20 protein-coding genes are annotated in these 21,051 nt (G+C 44.7%); 12 read left to right on the forward strand and 8 right to left on the reverse strand.

Annotated features, from left to right (window positions below; genetic code table 11):
• The first annotated feature begins 221 nt into the window (after positions 1–221).
• A complete protein-coding gene (locus KCTCHS21_RS08895) occupies positions 222–866 on the forward strand; it encodes a SurA N-terminal domain-containing protein (protein WP_130606907.1) in 645 nt (214 codons plus the stop codon).
• 322 nt (positions 867–1,188) lie between these two features.
• Here the strand turns inward: KCTCHS21_RS08895 and KCTCHS21_RS08900 are convergent, their stop codons facing one another.
• From KCTCHS21_RS08900 to ssuD, 4 genes are read right to left on the reverse strand one after another with little or no spacing between them, the layout of a single operon-like run.
• Entirely contained in the window at positions 1,189–1,998 is an 810-nt protein-coding gene (locus KCTCHS21_RS08900) for an ABC transporter ATP-binding protein (RefSeq protein ID WP_130606909.1), read from the reverse strand.
• Positions 1,999–2,010: 12 nt separating this feature from the next.
• Positions 2,011–3,051, reverse strand: coding sequence for a taurine ABC transporter substrate-binding protein (locus KCTCHS21_RS08905; RefSeq protein ID WP_130606911.1), 1,041 nt, complete (start codon positions 3,049–3,051; stop codon positions 2,011–2,013).
• Positions 3,052–3,076: 25 nt separating this feature from the next.
• Positions 3,077–3,844 (reverse strand): ABC transporter permease, encoded by a 768-nt coding sequence (locus tag KCTCHS21_RS08910; protein ID WP_232058130.1) that lies wholly within the window; start codon positions 3,842–3,844, stop codon positions 3,077–3,079.
• A gap of 51 nt (positions 3,845–3,895) precedes the next feature.
• Positions 3,896–5,032 (reverse strand): FMNH2-dependent alkanesulfonate monooxygenase, encoded by a 1,137-nt coding sequence (gene ssuD, locus KCTCHS21_RS08915; RefSeq protein ID WP_130606915.1) that lies wholly within the window; start codon positions 5,030–5,032, stop codon positions 3,896–3,898.
• A 494-nt stretch (positions 5,033–5,526) separates the two neighbouring features.
• Here ssuD and KCTCHS21_RS08920 point away from each other — a divergent pair, with 494 nt between their 5' ends.
• From KCTCHS21_RS08920 to KCTCHS21_RS08930, 3 genes are all read left to right on the forward strand, one after another.
• Positions 5,527–5,760 carry a spore coat associated protein CotJA gene (locus KCTCHS21_RS08920; protein ID WP_130606917.1) on the forward strand — a complete coding sequence of 78 codons (234 nt, stop codon included), beginning with the start codon at positions 5,527–5,529 and terminating at the stop codon, positions 5,758–5,760.
• A gap of 235 nt (positions 5,761–5,995) precedes the next feature.
• Positions 5,996–6,253, forward strand: coding sequence for a spore coat protein CotJB (locus KCTCHS21_RS31655; RefSeq protein WP_232058224.1), 258 nt, complete (start codon positions 5,996–5,998; stop codon positions 6,251–6,253).
• Between the two features lie 15 nt (positions 6,254–6,268).
• Entirely contained in the window at positions 6,269–6,838 is a 570-nt protein-coding gene (locus KCTCHS21_RS08930) for a manganese catalase family protein (RefSeq protein ID WP_130606921.1), read from the forward strand.
• Positions 6,839–6,956: 118 nt separating this feature from the next.
• On the opposite strand, the gene KCTCHS21_RS08935 is transcribed toward KCTCHS21_RS08930, so the two are convergent.
• Positions 6,957–7,418 carry a hypothetical protein gene (locus KCTCHS21_RS08935; protein WP_130606923.1) on the reverse strand — a complete coding sequence of 154 codons (462 nt, stop codon included), beginning with the start codon at positions 7,416–7,418 and terminating at the stop codon, positions 6,957–6,959.
• Between the two features lie 335 nt (positions 7,419–7,753).
• On the opposite strand from KCTCHS21_RS08935, the gene KCTCHS21_RS08940 reads away from it, so the two are divergent.
• From KCTCHS21_RS08940 to KCTCHS21_RS08950, 3 genes are all read left to right on the forward strand, one after another.
• Positions 7,754–10,021, forward strand: coding sequence for a glycoside hydrolase family 3 C-terminal domain-containing protein (locus KCTCHS21_RS08940; RefSeq protein ID WP_130606925.1), 2,268 nt, complete (start codon positions 7,754–7,756; stop codon positions 10,019–10,021).
• A 292-nt stretch (positions 10,022–10,313) separates the two neighbouring features.
• Positions 10,314–10,814, forward strand: coding sequence for an NfeD family membrane protein (locus tag KCTCHS21_RS08945; protein ID WP_130606927.1), 501 nt, complete (start codon positions 10,314–10,316; stop codon positions 10,812–10,814).
• Between the two features lie 34 nt (positions 10,815–10,848).
• Positions 10,849–12,315, forward strand: a complete 1,467-nt coding sequence (locus KCTCHS21_RS08950) for a flotillin family protein (protein ID WP_408621796.1) — start codon at positions 10,849–10,851, stop codon at positions 12,313–12,315.
• A gap of 108 nt (positions 12,316–12,423) precedes the next feature.
• Here the strand turns inward: KCTCHS21_RS08950 and KCTCHS21_RS08955 are convergent, their stop codons facing one another.
• Positions 12,424–13,863: a hypothetical protein gene (locus KCTCHS21_RS08955; RefSeq protein ID WP_130606931.1), complete on the reverse strand. Its 1,440-nt coding sequence runs from the start codon at positions 13,861–13,863 to the stop codon at positions 12,424–12,426.
• A 192-nt stretch (positions 13,864–14,055) separates the two neighbouring features.
• On the opposite strand from KCTCHS21_RS08955, the gene KCTCHS21_RS08960 reads away from it, so the two are divergent.
• From KCTCHS21_RS08960 to KCTCHS21_RS08970, 3 genes are all read left to right on the forward strand, one after another.
• Positions 14,056–14,721 (forward strand): phosphatase PAP2 family protein, encoded by a 666-nt coding sequence (locus KCTCHS21_RS08960; protein ID WP_130606933.1) that lies wholly within the window; start codon positions 14,056–14,058, stop codon positions 14,719–14,721.
• Positions 14,722–14,811: 90 nt separating this feature from the next.
• A complete protein-coding gene (locus KCTCHS21_RS08965; protein ID WP_130606935.1) occupies positions 14,812–15,555 on the forward strand; it encodes a YheC/YheD family protein in 744 nt (247 codons plus the stop codon).
• A 611-nt stretch (positions 15,556–16,166) separates the two neighbouring features.
• Positions 16,167–16,643, forward strand: coding sequence for a GNAT family N-acetyltransferase (locus KCTCHS21_RS08970; RefSeq protein ID WP_130606937.1), 477 nt, complete (start codon positions 16,167–16,169; stop codon positions 16,641–16,643).
• A gap of 355 nt (positions 16,644–16,998) precedes the next feature.
• Here the strand turns inward: KCTCHS21_RS08970 and KCTCHS21_RS08975 are convergent, their stop codons facing one another.
• Positions 16,999–18,096, reverse strand: coding sequence for a glycosyltransferase family 4 protein (locus KCTCHS21_RS08975; RefSeq protein ID WP_130606939.1), 1,098 nt, complete (start codon positions 18,094–18,096; stop codon positions 16,999–17,001).
• A 147-nt stretch (positions 18,097–18,243) separates the two neighbouring features.
• Here KCTCHS21_RS08975 and KCTCHS21_RS08980 point away from each other — a divergent pair, with 147 nt between their 5' ends.
• Positions 18,244–18,867, forward strand: a complete 624-nt coding sequence (locus tag KCTCHS21_RS08980; RefSeq protein WP_130606941.1) for a sister chromatid cohesion protein PDS5 — start codon at positions 18,244–18,246, stop codon at positions 18,865–18,867.
• 191 nt (positions 18,868–19,058) lie between these two features.
• Positions 19,059–19,712, forward strand: a complete 654-nt coding sequence (locus KCTCHS21_RS08985; protein ID WP_232058131.1) for an HAD-IA family hydrolase — start codon at positions 19,059–19,061, stop codon at positions 19,710–19,712.
• A gap of 89 nt (positions 19,713–19,801) precedes the next feature.
• Here the strand turns inward: KCTCHS21_RS08985 and KCTCHS21_RS08990 are convergent, their stop codons facing one another.
• A complete protein-coding gene (locus tag KCTCHS21_RS08990; protein WP_170211422.1) occupies positions 19,802–20,989 on the reverse strand; it encodes a YheC/YheD family endospore coat-associated protein in 1,188 nt (395 codons plus the stop codon).
• Between the last annotated feature and the right edge of the window lie 62 nt (positions 20,990–21,051).

Consider the following 21,051-nt stretch of genomic DNA (forward strand, 5'->3'; position numbering starts at 1 on the left):
ACCAACACCTTTTCGTTTTGATAAAATTGGAAATAAGTTCAATTTTTTATAATTTAATGTTATGCTAAGAAAAGACCAACAACCATTTCGTTACCTACCGCAGGGGTGTATATTTTTGATCCAAGTATGATGATGACCGGATTGTCATCAACAACATGTCGCTTTCGAAGAGTAATGTTGTCCCAGATTTTTGGACCTGGACTGCATAAGGAGGAATCAAAATGATAAAAAAATTAAAATATCTATCGATAGTTGCAATAATCATTGCAGTTACGGCAACTGTAGCAACATCAGTTTTTGCTTCATCCCCAATTTCAATTGATTCATTATTCTCGGGCATGAAAGCTAATCTAAGTAAGCCTGGGGATTTGCCTGACGGAAATGTAATTGCAAAAGTTGGTTCAAAAGAAATAACTTATAAAGAATTTCGTGAGAACAGTGAAAATGTGAAAATGTTTGAAAAAAAAGCGGGGGCATCATTGAATCGAAGTAACAATGATATTCTCAACGATATGATTAAAAAACAATTGACTGTGCAATATGCAATTGAAAAAGGCATTGTGGTGTCTGATGAAGAGGTACAATCTTATGCAAACGAGCAAAGAGAGGCCCTTCAAACTGTTTCAGAAGAAGCAAAGGAAGCATTGAAGAACTTAATCAACATAAGTGGTCTTTCCGAAAATGAGTATTGGAAGAGTGATGTTCTGCTTTCCAAATATCGAAACTGGATAATAATTAATAAACTAATTGAATCTGATAACTCACTCTATACTCTCGAAGCATTTAACTCTTTCCAAGAATCACTACTGAAAAATTCCAGTCAAAATGTAGATATTGATCAACAAAATTTTGCCGCAATAAAATAGGTTAATAATGATTGCAGTTCGAATCCACTGGATAATTGCCGCAATCATTATTTTATTATCATGGAAGTAATTAAAAGTATAGCACCAATAACAATTACTACCATGACGGAAATGAAAAACCATTTTACAGGAGCTGGCATCGCGTTTAAATCCGCCTTCTTATTTGGCAGCCCAACGATGTTCTGCAAATGGTCTGTAGCATCGTTAAAGGGTTTGTAATTAAAAAGCTGCCCTCAGAAATGTGTGTATTACGCTTAAAGCGCGATACGTGCATTGAGAGGGCAGCTTTTATTGTGTATCCATTTACGGACAGAATGAATGATTACATACGTTCGAGGAGCGATTCCCTTAGAAAGGAATATTCTTTATTTTTACGAAGTGAGGCTATGCTCCCGCCATCTTCAAAGATCGGGTTAGCGATATCCGTACCGATTCTTCCTGGTGAACCATTCATGACGATGATTCGTGTTCCCAAGAATAAGGCCTCATCCACATCGTGAGTAATGAAAAAGACTGTTCGACGACTATTTTTCCAGATAAGCTTGAGCATGGATTGCAGATTTTCCCGAGTAATGGCATCCAGGGCGCCGAAGGGCTCATCCATGAGCATAATCCGGGGATCAGCCGCTAACGTTCTTGCAATAGCCGCCCGCTGCTTCATACCCCCAGATAGCTGGTAAGGTAAATAATGAGCGAATGGAGCTAATCCGACTTGGGCTATAATTTCGGAAGCAATCTCCTCACGTTGCGGCTTCGGCAATCGTTTCATTTTTAATCCGAATTGCACGTTATTCTGCACACTAAGCCATGGGAACAGGTTAGCGTGCTGGAAAACGACTCCGACGTCTGCATTGGGGGAAACCCGATCCTTGCCCAGTACATTGATTCGACCGGCACTTAGCTGCTCGTACCCAGCGAGAATACGGAGGAGCGAAGTTTTGCCGCAGCCAGATGAGCCTAACACGGCAACAAATTCTTGCTCGCGAATTTCTAAATTAATATGGCCAAGCACCTGTTTATTCCGTTTGCCTGAGCCGTAGCTCAAGGACAAATCCTCTACGGCTATGAGAAGCTCTCCATCAATAGATGGAGAGGCTTCAGGTAGCTGTGTGTGGGCAATAGAGAGAGCCATGCCGATCGCCTCCTATTTCTTTAATGCTTCCTGACGAATGGCTGCTTGGAAATCCTCCAGCTTAGGAACCGATGGAATTTGCTTCTGGTCAACTAGAAACTGTGCCGTTTGGAGAAGGACGTCAGCAAAGCCGCTTTCACTCTTTTTACTGCCCAAGTATTTGGCATTGCTTTGTTCTGCAGATGTCAGCCATACGAGCTGTTTCGTCTGGGCAAGAGCATCTTTCTCATCTGTGCTAAGCACAGGGGCTAAATCTTTTGCTACCTCTTCAGGCTTATCGCGGTAAAGCTTAACTGCCTCGTCGAGGACGGACACATAATCCTTTAAGAAATTAGGATAGTCATTCGCGAATGCAGTCCGAACGACACCTACGTCAGCGGTAATGCTACCTTTGTCTGCCAATTGCTGTGCAGTCACAAGAATTGAGCCATCATCGGCAATGAGCTTACTTAGGATCGGATTCCATACGAAGGCGCCATCGATATCTTTACGCTGCCATGCAGCAAGAATATCCTGAGGCTGAAGATCAAGTATCGTAACCTTAGAGGCGTCTAAGCCCTCTAATTTCAATGCGGACAGCAGGCTGAAATGCGCGGTGGAGCCGAAAGGTACGCCTACCTTTTTACCTGCTAGATCTTTAACACTCTTGACACCCGAGCTATTGCGAACAGCTAGAGATTCGGCTTCGCCGATAATATCATGTAGAAAATAGACCTGGTAGGGAAGCTTATTAGTAACTCCGATAGCGACGGGAACTGATCCAGCAAGGCCCAAATCAATACTATTTGCTGCAATAGCCGTATTCACATCACGTCCGGAATCGAATGCCTTCCAGTTAATTTTCACATTCGGAAACTTTTTCTCAGCTAACCCTTTTGTTTTAACCAATAGCTCTGCGTTAGGAATGACTTGATAGCCGATAGTCACTTCTTTCGGATATTTGTCCTTTCCTCCTGATTTGCTCGAATTGCAGCCTGATAGAATAGTGGATAGTACAACAATAATGGCAAGAATCCCAAGTAAACCTTTTCTTCTTAATTTGTTTGCTGGCATGATAGACCTCTCCTTATTTTTTGTATTATTCCTTGCCTTTCCAAGGAACGCGGTTATATTCGAGCCATCTAATCAACACGTCGATCAGAACGGCAATTAACCCCATGAGAATGATGCCTACGAAAATAATGTCGCTACGTAAAAACTTACTTGCATCTAGTACCATCCAGCCCATACCCGAAACGGCCGCCACCATTTCTGCTGCTACTAGTGTCGTATAGGTCATACCAATTGAGGTACGGATACCTGTAAAAAGATCCGGTAGGGTGGAGGGAAAGATAACGTGGACGAAAATGTCCCAATCCTTCGCGCCGAGAGATCTGGCCCCGTTAATCCTATCCTTAGGTACCTTAGATACGCCGGAAACAACGGCCAAGTAAAGCGGAGCGAATGCAGCCAAGGCTAATAGTGCAATTTTCGAGGAATCACCAATGCCCAGCCATAGAACAAGTATTGTGTAATAAGCAAGAGGAGGAAGTGGCCGGTAAAACTCGATAAATGGATCGACGAATGCTCGTACTTTGGCGAAATATCCACTTAACATCCCAATCGGAATGGCAGTAAGAAGAGCAATGGCAAATGCAATAGCTAATCGCTTGAGGCTTTCACCGATATGAGTAACTAAAGGACTACCCTTGTAGCCTTCGTTAATAACCTCCAAGAAAGCTTTCCACACTGCAACTGGGGTTGGGAGGAATAAATGGCTAACCGCTCCGCTTACGCTGACGATCCACCAAGCTGAGAAGGCGATAATGACTGCTAGCAATGATATTCCAAGATTGCGGGTATTCATCGACATAACACCTCCCTACCTCTGCAGAAGGGTGAATTCCTGCATGTTATTTCAGTTAGCTTTTGGAAAATGCTCATAAGCTACGATCTCCCCCAAAGCATTTTGTGTAGCTTGTTCTTTCGTCGGAGATGTAGAAGATTTCCGCGGCAATAACGGGAACAGAAGCTCCGCTACTCGATGCGCTTCTTCCAAATGAGGATAGCCAGAGAGGATGAATGTTTCGATACCTAAATCGGCATATTCTTTAATCCGCTCTGCTACTTGCTCCGCGCTTCCCACGAGTGCAGTTCCCGCGCCCCCGCGAGCTAGGCCGATGCCTGCCCATAAATTCGGGCTAATAACAAGGTTGGAGCGGTCTCCTCCATGCAGATCAGCCATCCTACGTTGCCCATGTGAATCCATTCTTGCATACACCTTCTGAGCTTTGGCGATTGTATCATCATCCAAATAGCGGATTAGGTTATCTGCAGCCTCCCAAGCTTCCTGTTCGGTTTCTCTGACGATGATATGAAGTCGAATGCCGAAGCGCAGCTTTTTACCACGAATCTCGGCTTGACGGCGAACATCATCGATTTTCTGCTTAACCTTTTCAGGAGGCTCCCCCCAAGTTAAGTACACATCGCAGTGATTTACAGCAACCTCAATTCCTGCCGGTGATGAGCCACCGAAAAAGAGCGGCGGATGTGGCGCTTGTACAGGAGGATAAAATATTCTCGCTCCAGTAACCTGTAAATGCTTCCCTTCAAAGTCAACGGCTTCTCCACTAAGTGTGCTGCGCCAAATGTGCAGAAACTCCTCAGTTAAGGCATAACGAGAGCTGTGATCGAGATAAACTCCGTCTCCCTCTAGCTCCTCTGGATCCCCTCCTGTTACTACATTGACAAGCAGTCTACCTTCCGATGCCCTATCGAACGTGGACGCCATTCTTGCTGCTAACGTCGGGGACATCAGACCGGGTCTGACAGCGACTAAAAACTTTAGCTTGCGTGTAATCGGAATTAGTGTAGATGCTAGCACCCAAGCATCCTCGCAGGCTCTGCCTGTCGGCAGTAGCACACCTTCATAACCCAAATCATCAGCTGCCAGTGCGACTTGCCGGAGGTAGGCGGGCGTTATTGCCCTGGCGCCATGGTTCGTACCAATGTGGCGACCATCTCCGTAGGATGGGATAAACCAGAACAGTTCCATGAGGTTTTCCTCTCTTTTCTCAAAATACTTAAATTCCAATTGGTTAAGTAAGAATTATGGCCATAAAAAAAGATTCATCCCCAAAAGCCAATTATGGCAATTACAGGGACGAATCTCCAGATAACTGGTAGATCCACTATTCTTATGAAAATGATGTTACCAAGATATTCCGATAAAGTCAATCGGAATTTAATTTGACTATCAGAAGGAATAAAGTTTGATGTCTTTATGCTCATCTGATAACTCGATACAAACGTGTATAGCCGTCCTAAGGATGGCAAAGCCGTTTTACTTGTACTATCAGAAAGTATAAAGTTCTAAGTCTTAATACTCATCTGATAGCTCGATACAAACGTATATAGCCGTCCTAAGGACGGCAAAGCCGTTTTACTTGTAACAAAAATGTCTGAATAACTTGTATTAGTGCATAGGATATAAGCGGGTATATGGGATGCCGTGAGCGCGTGATAAACATCAGAGGAGGAATAGACCATATGTATGATGCCCAGTGGCGAGATTACATGCCTTATGTCAGTCAGAATGATCCGTGCCCCCCAATTCGTGTAAAATGGTTCATCGTTCCACCGAATCAATTCATCAATTTTCAGCCAATGAATCTACCCCAATTTCCTTTAGAAGAAGCACTTCGTCGTGGTACGTTATGGCCAGCGCTGTACAGCCCTTATCCTTCTAGAAGATCGGCTAAGGGAGGGAAGGTAAATGGTTGAGCGATATAACAGAAACGATGATCGAAATGAACGAAACGTTCGGAATGATCCGAGCAATTACAATGAGCGGAACGATCGGAGTAATTTCAATGATCGAAATGATCAAAGTAATTACAATGAGCGAAATGATCGGAACGATCGTAATGAAAGAAATGAACGCAATGAACGCAATGAACGTAATGAACGCAATGAACGTAATGAACGTAATGAGCGAAACAAAAAGGCAGACAAAGGCTTGCGAGGAGACGAAAATTATTGTCAGGAGCTTGAAGAGCTTCAGAAGGTTGATTTTGCACTCGTTGAGCTAACCTTGTACTTAGATACCCATCCTACAGATATGCAATCCGTCCAACAATTTAATCAGCTTGCTCAGCGGCGTCAACAAATAGCCAACGAATTTGAGATGAAGCATGGTCCTTTACTGCAGTATGGTCATAGCTACAGTCGATTTCCTTGGCAATGGGTCGATAGTCCGTGGCCATGGCAGGTTTAATAAGGAGGCGAGAAGATGTGGATCTATGAGAAAAAGCTGCAGTATCCTGTTAGAGTAAGCAAGTGCGATCCTCGTATGGCTCGTTATTTAGTGGAACAATACGGGGGAGCAGATGGTGAACTGTCGGCTGCTTTACGTTATCTGAATCAACGTTACACCATTCCTGACAAAGTAATAGGTCTTTTGACAGATATTGGAACAGAGGAGTTTGCCCACCTCGAGATGATTGCGACGATGATTTATAAGCTGACTAAAGACGCGACACCGGAGCAGCTTGAGGTTGCTGGACTGGGGGCGAACTTTGTTAATCACGACGGCGCTATGTTCTATAATAATGCTTCTGGGGTACCTTGGACGGCTGCTTATATTGGAACCAAAGGCGATCCTATTGCCGATTTGTATGAAGACATAGCTGCGGAAGAGAAGGCCAGAGCTACTTATCAATGGCTTATTGATTACACGGATGACGTGGATCTCCAAGATAGTCTTAGATTTCTTAGAGAACGTGAAATCATACATTCCTTACGCTTCAAAGAAGCGGTGGAAATACTTAAGACAGACCGCGACCAGAAAAAGGTGTATTAAGAGAAGCTAAAGGCAATCTCCATTTGCTCAGGGGATTGCCTTTAGCGTACCCACGATCCACAAACTCTTCCACCAGCTTGAAAAAAGTAACAATAGAAATAAGCATGCCCACCGTTAACTAACCCTGCCGTCCGCCTATAAAAAAGAACCAATAGAGAACTCCCCGTTCGCTAACACCCGCACCAGCCAGCAAAAAGAACCAATAGAGAACTCCCCGTTCACTAACACCCCCGCCAACCAGCAGAAAGTAACAATAGAGAACCCAGCGTTCACTAACGCCCCCGCCAGCCCGCAAAAAAGAATCAATAGAGAACTCCCCGTTCACTAACACCCCCGCCAGCCAGCAAAAAGTAACAATAGAGAACCCAGCGTTCACTAACTCCCGCACCAGCCAGCAAAAAGAACCAATAGAGAACCCAGCGTTCACTAACACCCTCGCAAGCCAGCAAAAAGAACCAATAGAGAACCCAGCGTTCACTAACGCCCCCACCAGCCAGCAAAAAGAACCAATAGAGAACCCACCGTTCACTAACACCCCTGCCAGCCAGCAAAAAGTAACAATAGAGAACCCAGCGTTCACTAACTCCCCCTACAGCTAGCAAAAAGAACCAATAGAGAACCCAGCGTTCACTAACTCCCCCGCCAGCCAGCAAAAAGTAACAATAGAGAACCCACCGTTCACTAGGTCCTCCACTAGTCTCCGCTTGAATATCGACAAGCTCGTCAAACCTCCCGTAAGGGTGGCGAAAGTCGGGAAAGTGGTAGTAAGAAGTCGTAATTCGAGCAGAGTCGTTCGCGTGAACGTCTTACAATGAAATTAGTCTCAATAGACAAGGAAAAGGCGGGGAAGGACAACCAGGTTCCGATGATGGTAGGTGCGCTGTTCTCAACAACAATTAAAAGGAGGACTAATATATGAAGGAAATAAGGGATATTAAGGCGCTGATTGCTCAAATGACGCTGGAGGAGAAGGTGAGTCTGTGCTCGGGGTTGGATACGTGGCATACGCGAGGCATTGAAAGGCTAGGCATTCCATCTGTGATGGTGACGGATGGACCGCATGGCTTGCGTAAGCAACGAGCATCTTCGGATCATCTCGGGCTATTCGACAGTGTGCCGTCAACTTGTTTTCCATCTGCGGCTGGTGTAGCAAGCTCATGGAACCGACAGCTTATCCAGCGCATGGGCGAAGCGCTAGGCCGAGAGTGCCAGGCTGAAAACGTAGCCGTGCTGTTAGGTCCAGGGGCGAACATCAAGCGTTCCCCACTCTGCGGACGGAACTTTGAATATTTTTCTGAGGATCCATTTCTGTCATCAGAGATGGCGGCTAACCATATTATCGGCGTTCAGAGTCAAGGGGTAGGCACTTCACTAAAGCATTTCGCAGCGAACAACCAAGAGCATCGGCGTATGACATCCGACTCAATTGTAGACGAACGAACGCTACGTGAAATCTATTTGGCATCCTTTGAGGGAGCGGTGAAGCAAGCTCAGCCATGGACGGTCATGTGTGCTTACAATAAAGTGAATGGCGAATTCGCATCAGAGAATGAGACGTTGCTGACGGATATTTTGAAAAATGAATGGGGTCATGAGGGCTTTGTCGTCTCAGATTGGGGCGCTGTGAACGATCGGGCAAAGGGACTTGCTGCGGGGCTTGAGCTAGAGATGCCTGCTAGCTACGGCGAGGGTGATAAGCAGATCATTGAAGCTGTACGAAGTGGTCAATTGGCAGAGAAGAAAATTGACGAAGCAGTCGAGCGGCTTCTGAGTGTCGTATTTAAGTCGGTAGACAGCCGACGTCCTGATATTGTATTCGATATCGAGGAGCATCATCAATTGGCTCGCGAGGTCGCACGGGAAAGCATGGTGCTTTTGAAAAACCAAGACAACATCCTGCCACTGGCAAAGGGAGGCAAGATTGCGGTTATCGGAGCGATGGCTAAGGAGCCGCGCTACCAGGGCAGTGGCAGCTCTCAGATTAAGCCTACTCGGCTTGAGGACATTAGCGAGGAACTCGCAAAATCAGCCGGCGAGGGTGCTGAGCTACTTTACGCAAAGGGGTACAATTTGGACGCGGAGGAGTTAGACGCTGACCTGACCGCTGAGGCGGTGAGAGTTGCTTCAACTGCTAACGTTGTCGTGGTGTTCGCTGGACTTCCGAAGCGATACGAGTCCGAGGGCTTCGACCGTCAGCATTTACGTATACCAGCAAATCAGGTTGCTCTTATTGAGGCAGTAGCTGCGGCACAGCCGAATGTGGTTGTGGTGCTGAGCAACGGCGCACCAGTTGAGATGCCGTGGTTGAGCAGTATAAAGGGCGTACTAGAAGCGTACTTGGGAGGTCAAGCTCTTGGCGGGGCCATTGCCGATCTACTGTTTGGCGATGCTAACCCTTCTGGGCGGCTTGCCGAGACATTCCCTGTGAAGTTAAGCGACAATCCCTCTTATTTGTCCTTTCCAGGTGAGGGGAATAAGGTCGAATATGGCGAAGGGATATTCGTCGGATACCGTTACTATGAGAAGAAGGGGCTGGCACCGCTGTTCCCGTTCGGTCATGGGCTTAGCTATACGACCTTTAGCTATGCAGACCTAACTATAGACAAGAAGACATTGAAGGATACCGAATCACTGAAAGTATCAGTAAGAGTGACCAATACAGGTCTGCGGGCAGGTTTAGAAGTCGTGCAGTTGTACGTTCGTGACGTGGAGAGCTCAGTTATTCGGCCAAATAAGGAATTGAAGGGCTTCGATAAGGTCGAGCTGGAGCCTGGTGAGTCCAAGACGGTAACATTCAAGCTGGATAAGCGTAGCTTTGCCTATTACGATGTCGAAGTTAGCGAATGGACTGTGGAGACAGGGAATTTCGAGTTAATGCTCGGCCGTTCTTCACAGGATATCATCTTGTCCGAGACGGTGACTGTGCAGTCAACAGCAGTTCGCAAGACGGTGTTTCACCGCAATTCGACTTTGTCTGAGGTGGGCAAGACCCCGTTAGGAAAAGTACTTGTTCAACAAATTCTTGCCAATCTGCCTTTTGCAGCTGCAATTGGCTCCGAGCATGAGGCTATGGTGAAGGCTTTCATGGAGCACATGCCGCTTCGCGGACTGCTTTCATTCAGTGGAGGCAAGTTCACGGAGATTAGTCTCGCAGCAATGCTAAAGAAATTGAATGATGAGTAGGGCTAACGATGAAGTCTCCAGTCTAGTTGTATTAACATTCGCGTCTTTATAGAGCAACTATGGAAGCTTCCACAATTTAGATAGCGAACGAAAAAAAGTTGCATTTTCAGTATTCCGATTTTATCCATATTCTGAAAAAAATAAATCCTTCCGGCGTATTGCTCGGGAGGATTTATTTTTTAAAACAAACTACTAAATATCCTTGATTGAAACAAAATAGGGGTAACTTTCCAGCGGATTATGCGTATTACTTAGAAGAACCATCATCCTTAAGGGAGGGGGGAGGGAAAGCTTGGAAACTGTATTGATCGTATTGTTCGGAATCGGAGTTGGTTACGCAATTATTTCGGCTGTTGTGGGAGATTTATTCGGCTTGGAAATGCATACGGGAGACCTACCGTTCTTATCTCCAACTATTATTGCGACCTTCTTAACGGTATTCGGCGGTGTCGGTTATATGCTGTTACATAATACGAGTTGGTCCGCGCTTTCAGTGGCAGGCTTGTCGATGGTTGTAGCGCTCGGCGTCTCATCCCTAGTGCTTTTCCTAGTCGTTATTCCGCTTCATGCGGCACAGAAAGGGACAGCGCTATCGGCTAAAGCAATGATTGGGCTTGAAGCTAAGGTGGTTACTTCCATTGAAGCGCTGCGACTTGGGGAGATCGTCTATGAGCAGGGGGGAACCCGACATAGCGCTCCTGCCAAAGCCATCGAGGATGCCGTAATCCCGCAAGGCACTCAGGTCAGAATTTTGGATGAAATGGCAGGAACCTTCGTGGTCGAGAAAGTCTAATAGATTACACACAGAGAGGAAGATCATATTGAACTTGGACTCAACGATCTATATCCCAGTAGGCATTGTAATTGTCGTTATTTTACTGGTAATCGTATTTGCATCAAGATATCGCACGGTCAAAGCAGATGAGGCGATGATCGTGACAGGGGCACTAACTAAGGATGGTATGAAAATCGTCAAGGCAGGAGGAACATTTGTATGGCCTGTCGTGCAGAATGCATCCTTCCTAAGCCTTCAAGTACAGACGGTTGACGTACATACACCTGAAGTGTACACCGTCCACGGGGTTCCTGTTATGGTCGACGGAGTAGCCCAGATTAAGATCAAAGGTGATCAGGAGTCTATGGCTACCGCGGCAGAGCAGTTTTTAGGTAAGCCTGATGTGGAGCTGAAGAGTATCGCCACCCAGACGATGGAAGGTCACTTGAGGGCCATTCTCGGTACAATGACAGTCGAAGACGTTTATAAAAACCGCGAAGAATTTGCAAGAAATGTACAAGAGGTTGCGGCAAGCGACTTGAATAAAATGGGACTGCAAATCGTCTCCTTTACTATTCGCGACGTTAGAGATAAGAACGGATATTTGGATGCCCTTGGACAGCCACAGATTGCCTCTGTAAAGAGGGATGCGGAAATCGCCAAGGCTAATGCCTACCGGGATGAGCAGGTTGCCAAATCCAAAGCTTTGGAGGATGGCAAGAAGGCAGAGTTTACAGCTGAGACGAATATTGCCGAGGCCCATAAGACAATGGAAGTGAAGAAAGCGGTATTTAAGCAGGAGCAGGACATGAAGAAGGCTGAGGCCGATCAAGCCTATAAGCTCCAAGAGGCGCGTTCCATGCAGTCGGTAAAAGGTGAGGAAATGCAAATCCAGGTCATCGAAAGAGAGAAGCAAATCGAGCTAGAATCGAAGGAGATAGAGCGCCGGGAGCTTGAGCTCGTGGCTACGGTGAAGAAACAAGCGGAAGCTGAACGTTTTGCTCAAGAGCAGCGGGCTGAGGGTGACCGCTATCAGATTGAAGCGAAAGCGAAAGCAGAAGCGGAATCAGTCAGGTTGGCAGGTAACGCGAACGCAGATAAGGAAAGAGCAGAGGGAACTGCAGAAGCGGATGTTATTAGACTCAAGGGATTAGCAGAAGCGGAAGCTAAGGATAAAATCGCTGATGCTCTCAAGAAATATGGCGAAGCAGCTATTATTGAGCTTATTGTGGGCAAATTTCCGGAAATTGCAAGAGCAATCGCAGAGCCTCTCTCGAAGACGGAGAAAATCGTTATCGTTGATGGGGGTGGCAGCGGTCCAAATGGTGGTGCAGGTAAGGTAACAGGATATGTGACTGACTTGCTTGCTAAGATGCCAGAAACGGTTGGAGCATTAACTGGTGTGGATGTGAACCAGTGGCTTCGTAAGCTGGCGCAGGGAGATAATGCGGTTAAGAAAGATATTACTGGAGAAAGCACATCAAGCACTCCAAGCAATCCAAGCAATCCGCAATCATAGTGGTAACTTAGAAGGCAGCAGTAAGGACCCTTGAGGTCTTTGCTGCTGTATATAGTATCCCAAATAAAAGAGGCTGCCCAAAGCGTATCGCTCGGGGTCAGCCTCTTTTTACTTAATTAGAAACACATTCCCATATGTCCCCTTAAATACGGGCTGTCCATACTTCTCAATCATTTTATTGAATGGCCTGCCATAAAATTTGTTGCTTGTAATGACATATTCGGGCTTATCGTAAGCTACAATATCCGTCAAATAGTCTGAGAAGCCATTCATGGAGCGTTCGAAAGCCGTCCACCCGAATACTCCCTTGGATTCATCGGTGACGAATGGGTCCTGTCTACCATCGCACAATATGTCACCACCTCGGAAATTGACGTACCCAGATGAGCCATAAGGTGCCAGTACCTTAGGACGAACTCCATCTGGCTTTTGTTTCAAAATGTATGTCATTTCTTCAACTGGATAATCATGCTTATTGGTTTGTACAGGATACACGCTAACGAATATCAAATTTACGGAAAGGGCGGCAGCTAGAAAGATAGCTATCGATTTAGTGCTTAATTGAATGCGAATCTTATTCGTATAGGGCACGAGATCCACGACAGTTGCTGCAAAATAAGGGATAAACAGCCACATGAACAAATTCTGTTTGTAGCTAGCTATTCCCAAATAAACGATACCGAGCATGAACATGAATCGAAATAGCTTTTTATGCAATACAAATGGGATAATACACATAAACAGTAGCAGGAGAACGGTCCGCGGCAAGTTAATCCATTCACCGAAATTGATAGGCTGCCATTCGTCTATTCTCATGTTAAAATTATTTTTCGTCACCGTAAGGATATAAAAAATACTTTTTAGACCACCTACGTTAATAAGACCAGCTATATATACAAAAGCGAAGGCGATAATATTCCGTTTACCCAGCCTCTTTTCTGCCCAAGCTTCAATAATAGCCATTGCTGTAAACACAGCAATTACAGGCCAAACCCCTGCGTGGATGTTTGCGACACCCATAGAGATCAAAGCCATCAATATAGCGTATTTGCTTGACTGCTGCATTCGAAATTCCCTAAGGTAAACGAAAAACCAAACAATCAAAAAGGCAGATATCATTTGAGGCCTTGCTGTGAAATAGTAAAAGTAAATACAGCAAGTTACGGCCAGAACAAATAGATACATAACGGAATGGTGCTGCTCCAACCCCATTTCTTTCCGTGAAACGCGGGTCAATCGATATAAACCGAGTGTAAGCAATAGAAGGCATAGGGCGGTTAATATATAGGTTCCCGGCCATCCGAATGCCTTGTATAGCAATGCGATGATGATCTGAAAACCAAACTCATGAGGAACATAAGGCAATTGATCGTTATAGAACGTATTAATGGCATGATGCAATACTGTTCCATTCTGTAACATGTACTTTCCAAGCTCGATATGCCAAAATGTATCTGGGTCGTTGTAAGAAAATTTCGGAAATAGGCACAATACGACAATAAAGGTTAGAGCGGCATACACAAGTGTAGCGATTCGTTTATTTTTCATAGGCCATATGTATTCGAGCGAAATCTTTCATTTAGTCGTACTCCTCTAAATAATATTATGAATTTATTTCCATTTACCGGAAACTTGGTGCTTTAGCTATTATAGGGCATTAAAGCCCTCCAAAGCATCTTTTATAAATAATTCAATTGAATTTGTCATTGTGTGATGAAACTGCTCCATAGACAGGAGAGAATGGAAATCAGTATAAAAAACATTTTTGCACGTTCCTACATTATAAGCATCATTTGTGCATTGGGCTTTGCGGCTATCGCAACCTTGATTGGAGTGCATAAAATTGCGTGGTTTGATGATCGCATAATTACAGTAGTACAGGGTCAGGAGTCAGCTGGCCTTACGGCTTTTATGAAATTTTTCACTTTTATCGGAGAAGGAATACCTGTTGCTATAATAACTGTGGTTGCGATGGTTATTCTTTATTTCGGTTTGAAATTTCGTAGTGAGCTTATATTCTTCGTGGGTGTTGTGGTTGGCTCCGCATTGTTGAATACCGGATTAAAGCTAATCTTTCAACGTGCTCGTCCAACATTGCATCGGATTGTCGAAGCGAATGGATTTAGCTTTCCGAGCGGACACTCTATGGCAGCATTTAGTTTGTATGGTGTGCTATGTTTTTTGCTTTGGAAACACATGAGAAGCGCTTTTGCTCGAGTTGTACTCATTATTGCAGGCTGTCTAATAACTGTGACGATCGGAATCAGTCGAATTTATGTTGGCGTGCACTATCCAAGTGACGTTATCGGAGGATTTCTAGCAAGTGCTGCTTGGTTAGTCGCATCTATCGCTTATTATCAATATTGGATTGAACGTCGCAATCGCAAGCAGTCAGATGCCCAATAAGCATAATACAGCCCGTTTCTGTCTCCTTGTATTACGTCATTACATAAACTGAATTCAGATGGAGCAATCTGAGTTCAGGGAGAGTGAAAAGTGCCTCAGTATGTAGGTAGTAAATGGAGAAAAACAGCTGCTCTGCTGCATAGCACACAATTCAACAAAATCATTCCGAAAACCGTCCGATTTAATCGTCTACAGCTCAAGAGCATGCTTCAGAAGTTTTCTATGGTTTACGTGAAACCAGATATGGGTTCTCATGGTAAGGGTGTTATGAAAGTTGAACATTCCAATGGACAATACCGGTTTCAACTGGGGGAGCATCCTCGCACATTTCGAACGTATGAAGCGCTGTATGATGCGATTCGAAAGGAAACTAAGGGCAGGAGTTACTTGGTACAAAGAGGTGTTCATTTACTCACTCATAAAGGGCGTCGCTTCGATTTACGTGTCATGGTCCAATGGAGCCCGCGCAGGGTCTGGGAAACGACAGGCATTATTGGTCGGGTTTCTGCTCCCCGTAAAATCATTACCAACTATCATGGAGGGGGAAAGTTAACGCCGGTTAGAAAATTATTAGGAGGCTACTTAGCCAAACAGGCGGTGGAGAAAAAGATAGCTTCACTTGAAAGAATGGGTGTTCGTGCGGGACAGGCTATGCGTAGGAAATTTCCGAGGGTGTGCGAAATTGGGGTAGACGTGGGAATGGATAGAACGATGACGCCATGGGTATTAGAGGTTAATACCGCACCAGATCCCTACATTTTCAGAAAGCTATCCGACCCGTCCATATTCAAAAAAATTCGACGTTATGCCAAAGCCTATGGCCGATTAAAATAAAATCAGGCTGGGGGCTGTCCCAAAATTGACGAACTTATGGGTGCTTTTTTTATATCGATTATAGTTTTGCGGGGATGTATCTCCTTCCGGTTGTTGCTCCACCCCGTAAAGTGAAGATAAGCTTTGTAGTCATTTCCGAGTACTTTACGGGGACCCCGGGTTGAGATCGTGAAATCTGAATGGGTAAGCTCTTAACAAGGAGATTTCACGATCTCAAAGACAAACGCTTCGCTCCTACAGGAGATACTTCCCCTCTTTTTATCATCGATTAAGTTTTGAAGTAGAAAGGTAGCAATTTACATTCAATATGACAGTATATTTGTCGCAGTAATATTCAAAGGACAGTGCCTATGCGTACTGTCCTTTGACATTAGAACTGACAAAAACATTTACTTTTTTTCGGTATGTGGTCATATTTACCGAAATAAGACAAGGGTCAAGGAATATGAGAATAAAACGTCGAATAAGAAAAATATGTTAGTTTCAACTTGTTTATTGGCTGTAAATGAAACAAAAACCAAACTGCGACGAGCGTCCCTTTCATACTAAAGCTAATAGAAGATGTACCAACATACGTATTTTTAATAATCGTGTAATTTGGAGGTATATTAATGGAAGTTTCGTTGTGTAAAGCAAACTTAAAAGATGCAATGACTATTTATGAAATGCAAGTCAGAGCATTTATGCCCTTATTGGAAAAATATCAGGATTATGACACAAGCCCCGCGAATGAATCTGTGGAAAGAATTATTACTCGAATCAATCAATCCTTTACAGATTATTATATAATAAAAAACTTTGAGCTTGCTGTTGGTGGAATTAGAGTCGTGAAAAAGGATAATAAAGCTTATCGTGTCAGCCCAATATTTATTATGCCAGAACACCAAGGAAAAGGAATTGCCCAAAAGGTATTTGCAATGATAGAACAGATATATGATGATGCTAAGTCATGGGAACTTGACACTATCATGCAAGAAGAAGGAAACTGTTATTTATACGAAAAGTTAGGTTATAAAAGAACGGGTGAAACAAAAGCAATAAATGACAACATGACAATTGTGTTTTATGGAAAATCGTCTTTAGATTAGTAGCAATAAGGATTAAATTAACCGCCCACTGCAAGAGTGGTTAACTTTTGTATACAATCAACCTGCTCGGTTTGTTTTTGATGGATTCAACTATTTTCATTATTTCCCTATGCATTTCCCTGTCAACTCATGGGTCAAAATCGCGAAAAAGCATGGGTATCAAGTAAAACGGCTTTGCCGTCCTTAGGACGGCTATACACGTTTGTATCGAGCTACCAGATGAGTATAAAGACATAGAAATTTATACTTTCTGGTAGTCCAAAAGAAAAATGGCGTTCAAATTGATTGTCAATTTGAACGCCATTTGCTTTGTTAATTGCTGTTTTTCTACTTCAAATGGGAACCCGCAACTTCCTTATTTACGCAAACGGGAGTAAATATGGCTAAGCCGTTTAGCGGAAGCCTTCCAGCTAAAGCGTTCCAGGCAGTCCTTACGCGCTTGAAGGGCCATGCTCTTTCTCGTTTGCTTCTCGTTAATTAACCGTAGAATTGCAGCTCCGAATGCTTGCGGACGATGGTAGCTTTTAATTAGAATGCCGTTCTTGTTATTTCTAACAATTTCTTTGATTCCTCCGTTGTTAGAGGCTATGACAGGCAAGCCGGAAGACATCGCTTCAACATTAACCAAACCGAAGGCTTCGTGCTGCTGGGATGGACAGATGAATACATCCGCTTGGCGATATATTTTATGGATGCGGCTGTGTGGAACGGTACCAAGGAATTTGGTATTAACATGAAGCTTATGAGATAGGGCACGCATACTGTTCAAGTAGCCGGCTCGCGATGATCCTCCAGCAATAACGACATGTATAGGGCGTCTTGATGAGGCTTGAGCATGCTTGACCGCCTTAAGCAGAACAGGAACGCCTTTGCGAGGAATGACCCTGCCTGTGAACAATACTCTGAAAGCTTTGCTTTGCTTCGCATTGCTGGTAGGGTGAAACCGGTTTGTATCTACACCAAGCCAAGCCTTACGGATTTGTCCTGAGACTCTGGGAAACCTTGAAGAGAGCTGTTGCTTTAAGGACGAGCTGTTTGCAATGATGATATCCGCTTGAGCTAAATCTTTAGCAGCTGCTAGCCGGGAGGTAAAGGGTGGGCTAACAAAGGTTAAGGAATGGAGGAATAGGGAAATGGGAGTTCCCTTGAGCATTCGTTTCAATGGACCTACAAATTTTGGCCGATTGTCGACCTGAACTAAGTCGAAGCTTTTGCCTTTAATAAACTTTTTGACATGGGATAAGTAAGTCATTGGACTTCCGGTTGGCACACGGTAAATGTGAATTCCTTCAATTGTGGAGTGACGCGGATATCGGGAATGGGCCCTACTAATAATCGTCACACGATGTAAGCGGGCTAATTGCTTGGCGATTGCCAGTATCGATATTTCAACGGATCCTCCGAGTATTTGGGGAACAGGGATTTGCTCCGGTGCCACTATTAAAATGTGCATTTACATCCACCTATTCCACATATTTTTCTTTAGTATTACAAATCAAAATATGTATCGGACAGCTAATAAGTTTGGGACAAATACCATCGAAGGTGCACAATTGTTATAATAAGCTATATTAACAAGCTTAAAAGGAGCGGACTTGAGATGACGATTGTAAGCAGACTAGCTACTTCGCTTCACCGTAAGGATGAGGAGCCTAACGTGTTATTGGCTCAATTGATTGTTGAAGAAGGGGACAAGGCTGATGTGCAAGAGCTGATAGATAACCTTCGTCACAAGGACAAGGGCATTCAAAGCGATTGTATTAAGGTGCTTTATGAGATTGGAATGCTTAAGCCCACTTTCCTAGTAGAGCATGTTCAGACTTTTGTCGATTTGCTCACAAATAAGAATAATCGCTTAGTGTGGGGAGCAATGACGGCGCTTGACGCGATTGCGTCTGCCGATCCTCAAGCTGTTTATGAGGCGCTGCCATCTATTATGAATACAGCGAACACGGGATCCGTTATTACGAGGGATCATGGAGTAAGCATACTCATCAAGCTTTATTCAGTTGAGCGTTATACTGATCAAATTTTCCCCCACTTGATCAAGCAGCTTGAGAGCTGTCCGACTAATCAGTTGCCTATGTATGCAGAAAATGCTATGCCAGTCATCCATGATCGGGATAGAGCTTTGTTTGTAGAGACACTGTTGTCACGTTTAATAGAAATTGAGAAGGATAGCAAACGCAAGCGGGTAGAGAAGGTCATTAAGAAACTAAGCTAAACTGCAAGTTGTCCCTTAATTACATCAGATTATATTCATGTATGCGAATGCACGAATGTATTATATCGGGCATGATCTACTGGAGAAACCATAGCTGTCATTGATTTTGTAGGACTACATTTATAGGGTATGATGGAAAAAACGCTTTTAAGGAGATTGTTATGACTGCTATTAACTCAACATCTACTACAATGCCTCAAGCTATAATTTTCGACTTGGACGGCACATTATTCCAAACGGAGACACTGCTGGAAACTGTACATCGTCGAGTGTTCGAAACATTACGTGCAGAGGGCCTTTATGAGCAGCCGTTACCACCTATCGAAATTTTACTGGGATCTCTCGGCATGCTTCTGTCAGACATCTGGATACGTGTCATGCCGGATGGCTCACCGGCGGCCCATGAACGTGCAAATGTACTGATGCTGCAATATGAAATGGAAGAGTTGGCGGCTGGACGTGGCCAGCTGTATCCAGGAGTTGCCGATACGCTAAGCGAGCTGCGTGATAGGGGCATTAGGCTTTTCATCGCCAGCAATGGATTAGAGGATTATGTAAAGGGAGTTCCCGCAGTAAAAGAAATCGGGGATTGGTTCGAGGGGATGTACAGCGCGGGTGAATTTGCAACTACAACCAAAGTGGACTTAGTTCGTCAATTACTGGATACTTTCGACGTTCAAAGCGCATGGATGGTAGGAGATCGCTCTTCTGATGTGGAGGCAGGTAAGAGCAATGAGCTGTTCGTGGTTGGCTGCGATTATGCCGGCTTCCGTCGTGATGGGGAGCTGGATGGCTCGGATGCGATCATTCAGTCGTTTCCCGAGATATTAAAGCTTCTTCCTTAACGAAATATAGCCAAAGAAGCTGCCACATAAATAATTATGTGCAGCTTCTTTGCATTGTAAGAAATTAGAGCACTGACGGCTACATTAAATCAATTATCCTCAGAATCAGAATCCAAGTCTGAAAGTAGCCGCTGTTCCACTCCATCGCTATCATTAACAGATACTTTCGGGTTTCGTGCATCCTTGTTCTGACGGTAAGCCCAAAGGGCATATTCAATGGGACGAACAATCGCCCTACGGTATACCTCGTGCTCCCCTGCTTTCTTAAATACTTCACGAGACGGCTTCGGATTGACCTCTATAAGCCATACGTGTCCGCTTCGATCTATCGCTAAATCCAGTGCCAGCTCGCACAATGCATCGTATGAAGCTTCTAAGTGCCGAGCAATGCTTAATCCGAACTTCTCGGCATTTTCTCGAATTTGGGAAAGGGTGGCATCACTGCGTATCCATTGCCGCATAAGGGAGTTCATAGATGCAGCTTCTCCTCCCCCATGCAGGTTGGAGGTAATACTTCTAATAGGTCCAACACGTCCTGCGCATCCCGTTACTTCCCATTCCCCAGAGCTGTTTTTTTGCACCAGCATTCGATAGTCATGAATTCGACCGCTCGGCAGCCTAATATTGAGTCCTTGCTGCACGATGTACTTGTCGCCATGCATATCCCAGCTCCCAAGTGCCGAAGCCAGATTGCTTCGCGCTATTCTTCGAGGCTGCACAATACTTCGCGAATGGTTGCGACCCTGCAAGAGCAGAGCTCCGTCTTTTCCCCGGTCTATGCGTAGAATGCCACGACCGCCGGTTCCGTTAATCGGCTTTAAGTAAACGGTGTTGAATTTCTTTAGCAGCGCTAGTACATCATCTGCAGATTGATACAATCTTGTAATCGGTAGATGTGGTCGAAATAGTGCAACTTTACTAAGCGTGCGGTAAATCGTCCATTTGTTACGCAAGGGGCGATTGAGAAACAACAGGTGGGAATAACGTTTACGGAAAGCAAGCAGACGCTGGAAGCGTTGGCTTCTCTGAATGCGGCAACGGTCATAGATAACGTTGGGGAATCGTACCCAGCGTCTGCCCCAGCGCTTTTCTTCTGAATTGTATACCATCGCATGAATTTTACCGCTGCTTTCCTCAACATCTTCAGGAGTGAAGACAAACACCGATATGCCAATCCGCCTGCCAGCGGAAATCATTTTCTCATAAACGGGTCTTTCCTCTAGTACTTTGGAATCGTTCAAATATAAGGTCAGGATGCCGAGTACGGGCTGAGCCACTTAGGGTTCACTCCCCGACCGGCAAAGCCGGATTACAGATAAAGGAGTCGATACGACGGAAA

The organism is Cohnella abietis (genome assembly GCF_004295585.1).
GTDB lineage: Bacteria > Bacillota > Bacilli > Paenibacillales > Paenibacillaceae > Cohnella > Cohnella abietis.

Excerpts from the sequence above, each read along its gene's own strand:
- KCTCHS21_RS08895 (WP_130606907.1), top strand. The coding sequence starts at position 222 with ATGATAAAAAAATTAAAATATCTATCGATAGTTGCAATAATCATTGCA.
- KCTCHS21_RS08900 (WP_130606909.1), bottom strand. The coding sequence starts at position 1,998 with ATGGCTCTCTCTATTGCCCACACACAGCTACCTGAAGCCTCTCCATCT.
- KCTCHS21_RS08905 (WP_130606911.1), bottom strand. The coding sequence starts at position 3,051 with ATGCCAGCAAACAAATTAAGAAGAAAAGGTTTACTTGGGATTCTTGCC.
- KCTCHS21_RS08910 (WP_232058130.1), bottom strand. The coding sequence starts at position 3,844 with ATGAATACCCGCAATCTTGGAATATCATTGCTAGCAGTCATTATCGCC.
- ssuD (WP_130606915.1), bottom strand. The coding sequence starts at position 5,032 with ATGGAACTGTTCTGGTTTATCCCATCCTACGGAGATGGTCGCCACATT.
- KCTCHS21_RS08920 (WP_130606917.1), top strand. The coding sequence starts at position 5,527 with ATGTATGATGCCCAGTGGCGAGATTACATGCCTTATGTCAGTCAGAAT.
- KCTCHS21_RS08930 (WP_130606921.1), top strand. The coding sequence starts at position 6,269 with ATGTGGATCTATGAGAAAAAGCTGCAGTATCCTGTTAGAGTAAGCAAG.
- KCTCHS21_RS08940 (WP_130606925.1), top strand. The coding sequence starts at position 7,754 with ATGAAGGAAATAAGGGATATTAAGGCGCTGATTGCTCAAATGACGCTG.
- KCTCHS21_RS08955 (WP_130606931.1), bottom strand. The coding sequence starts at position 13,863 with ATGAAAAATAAACGAATCGCTACACTTGTGTATGCCGCTCTAACCTTT.
- KCTCHS21_RS08960 (WP_130606933.1), top strand. The coding sequence starts at position 14,056 with ATGGAAATCAGTATAAAAAACATTTTTGCACGTTCCTACATTATAAGC.
- KCTCHS21_RS08970 (WP_130606937.1), top strand. The coding sequence starts at position 16,167 with ATGGAAGTTTCGTTGTGTAAAGCAAACTTAAAAGATGCAATGACTATT.
- KCTCHS21_RS08975 (WP_130606939.1), bottom strand. The coding sequence starts at position 18,096 with ATGCACATTTTAATAGTGGCACCGGAGCAAATCCCTGTTCCCCAAATA.
- KCTCHS21_RS08980 (WP_130606941.1), top strand. The coding sequence starts at position 18,244 with ATGACGATTGTAAGCAGACTAGCTACTTCGCTTCACCGTAAGGATGAG.
- KCTCHS21_RS08985 (WP_232058131.1), top strand. The coding sequence starts at position 19,059 with ATGCCTCAAGCTATAATTTTCGACTTGGACGGCACATTATTCCAAACG.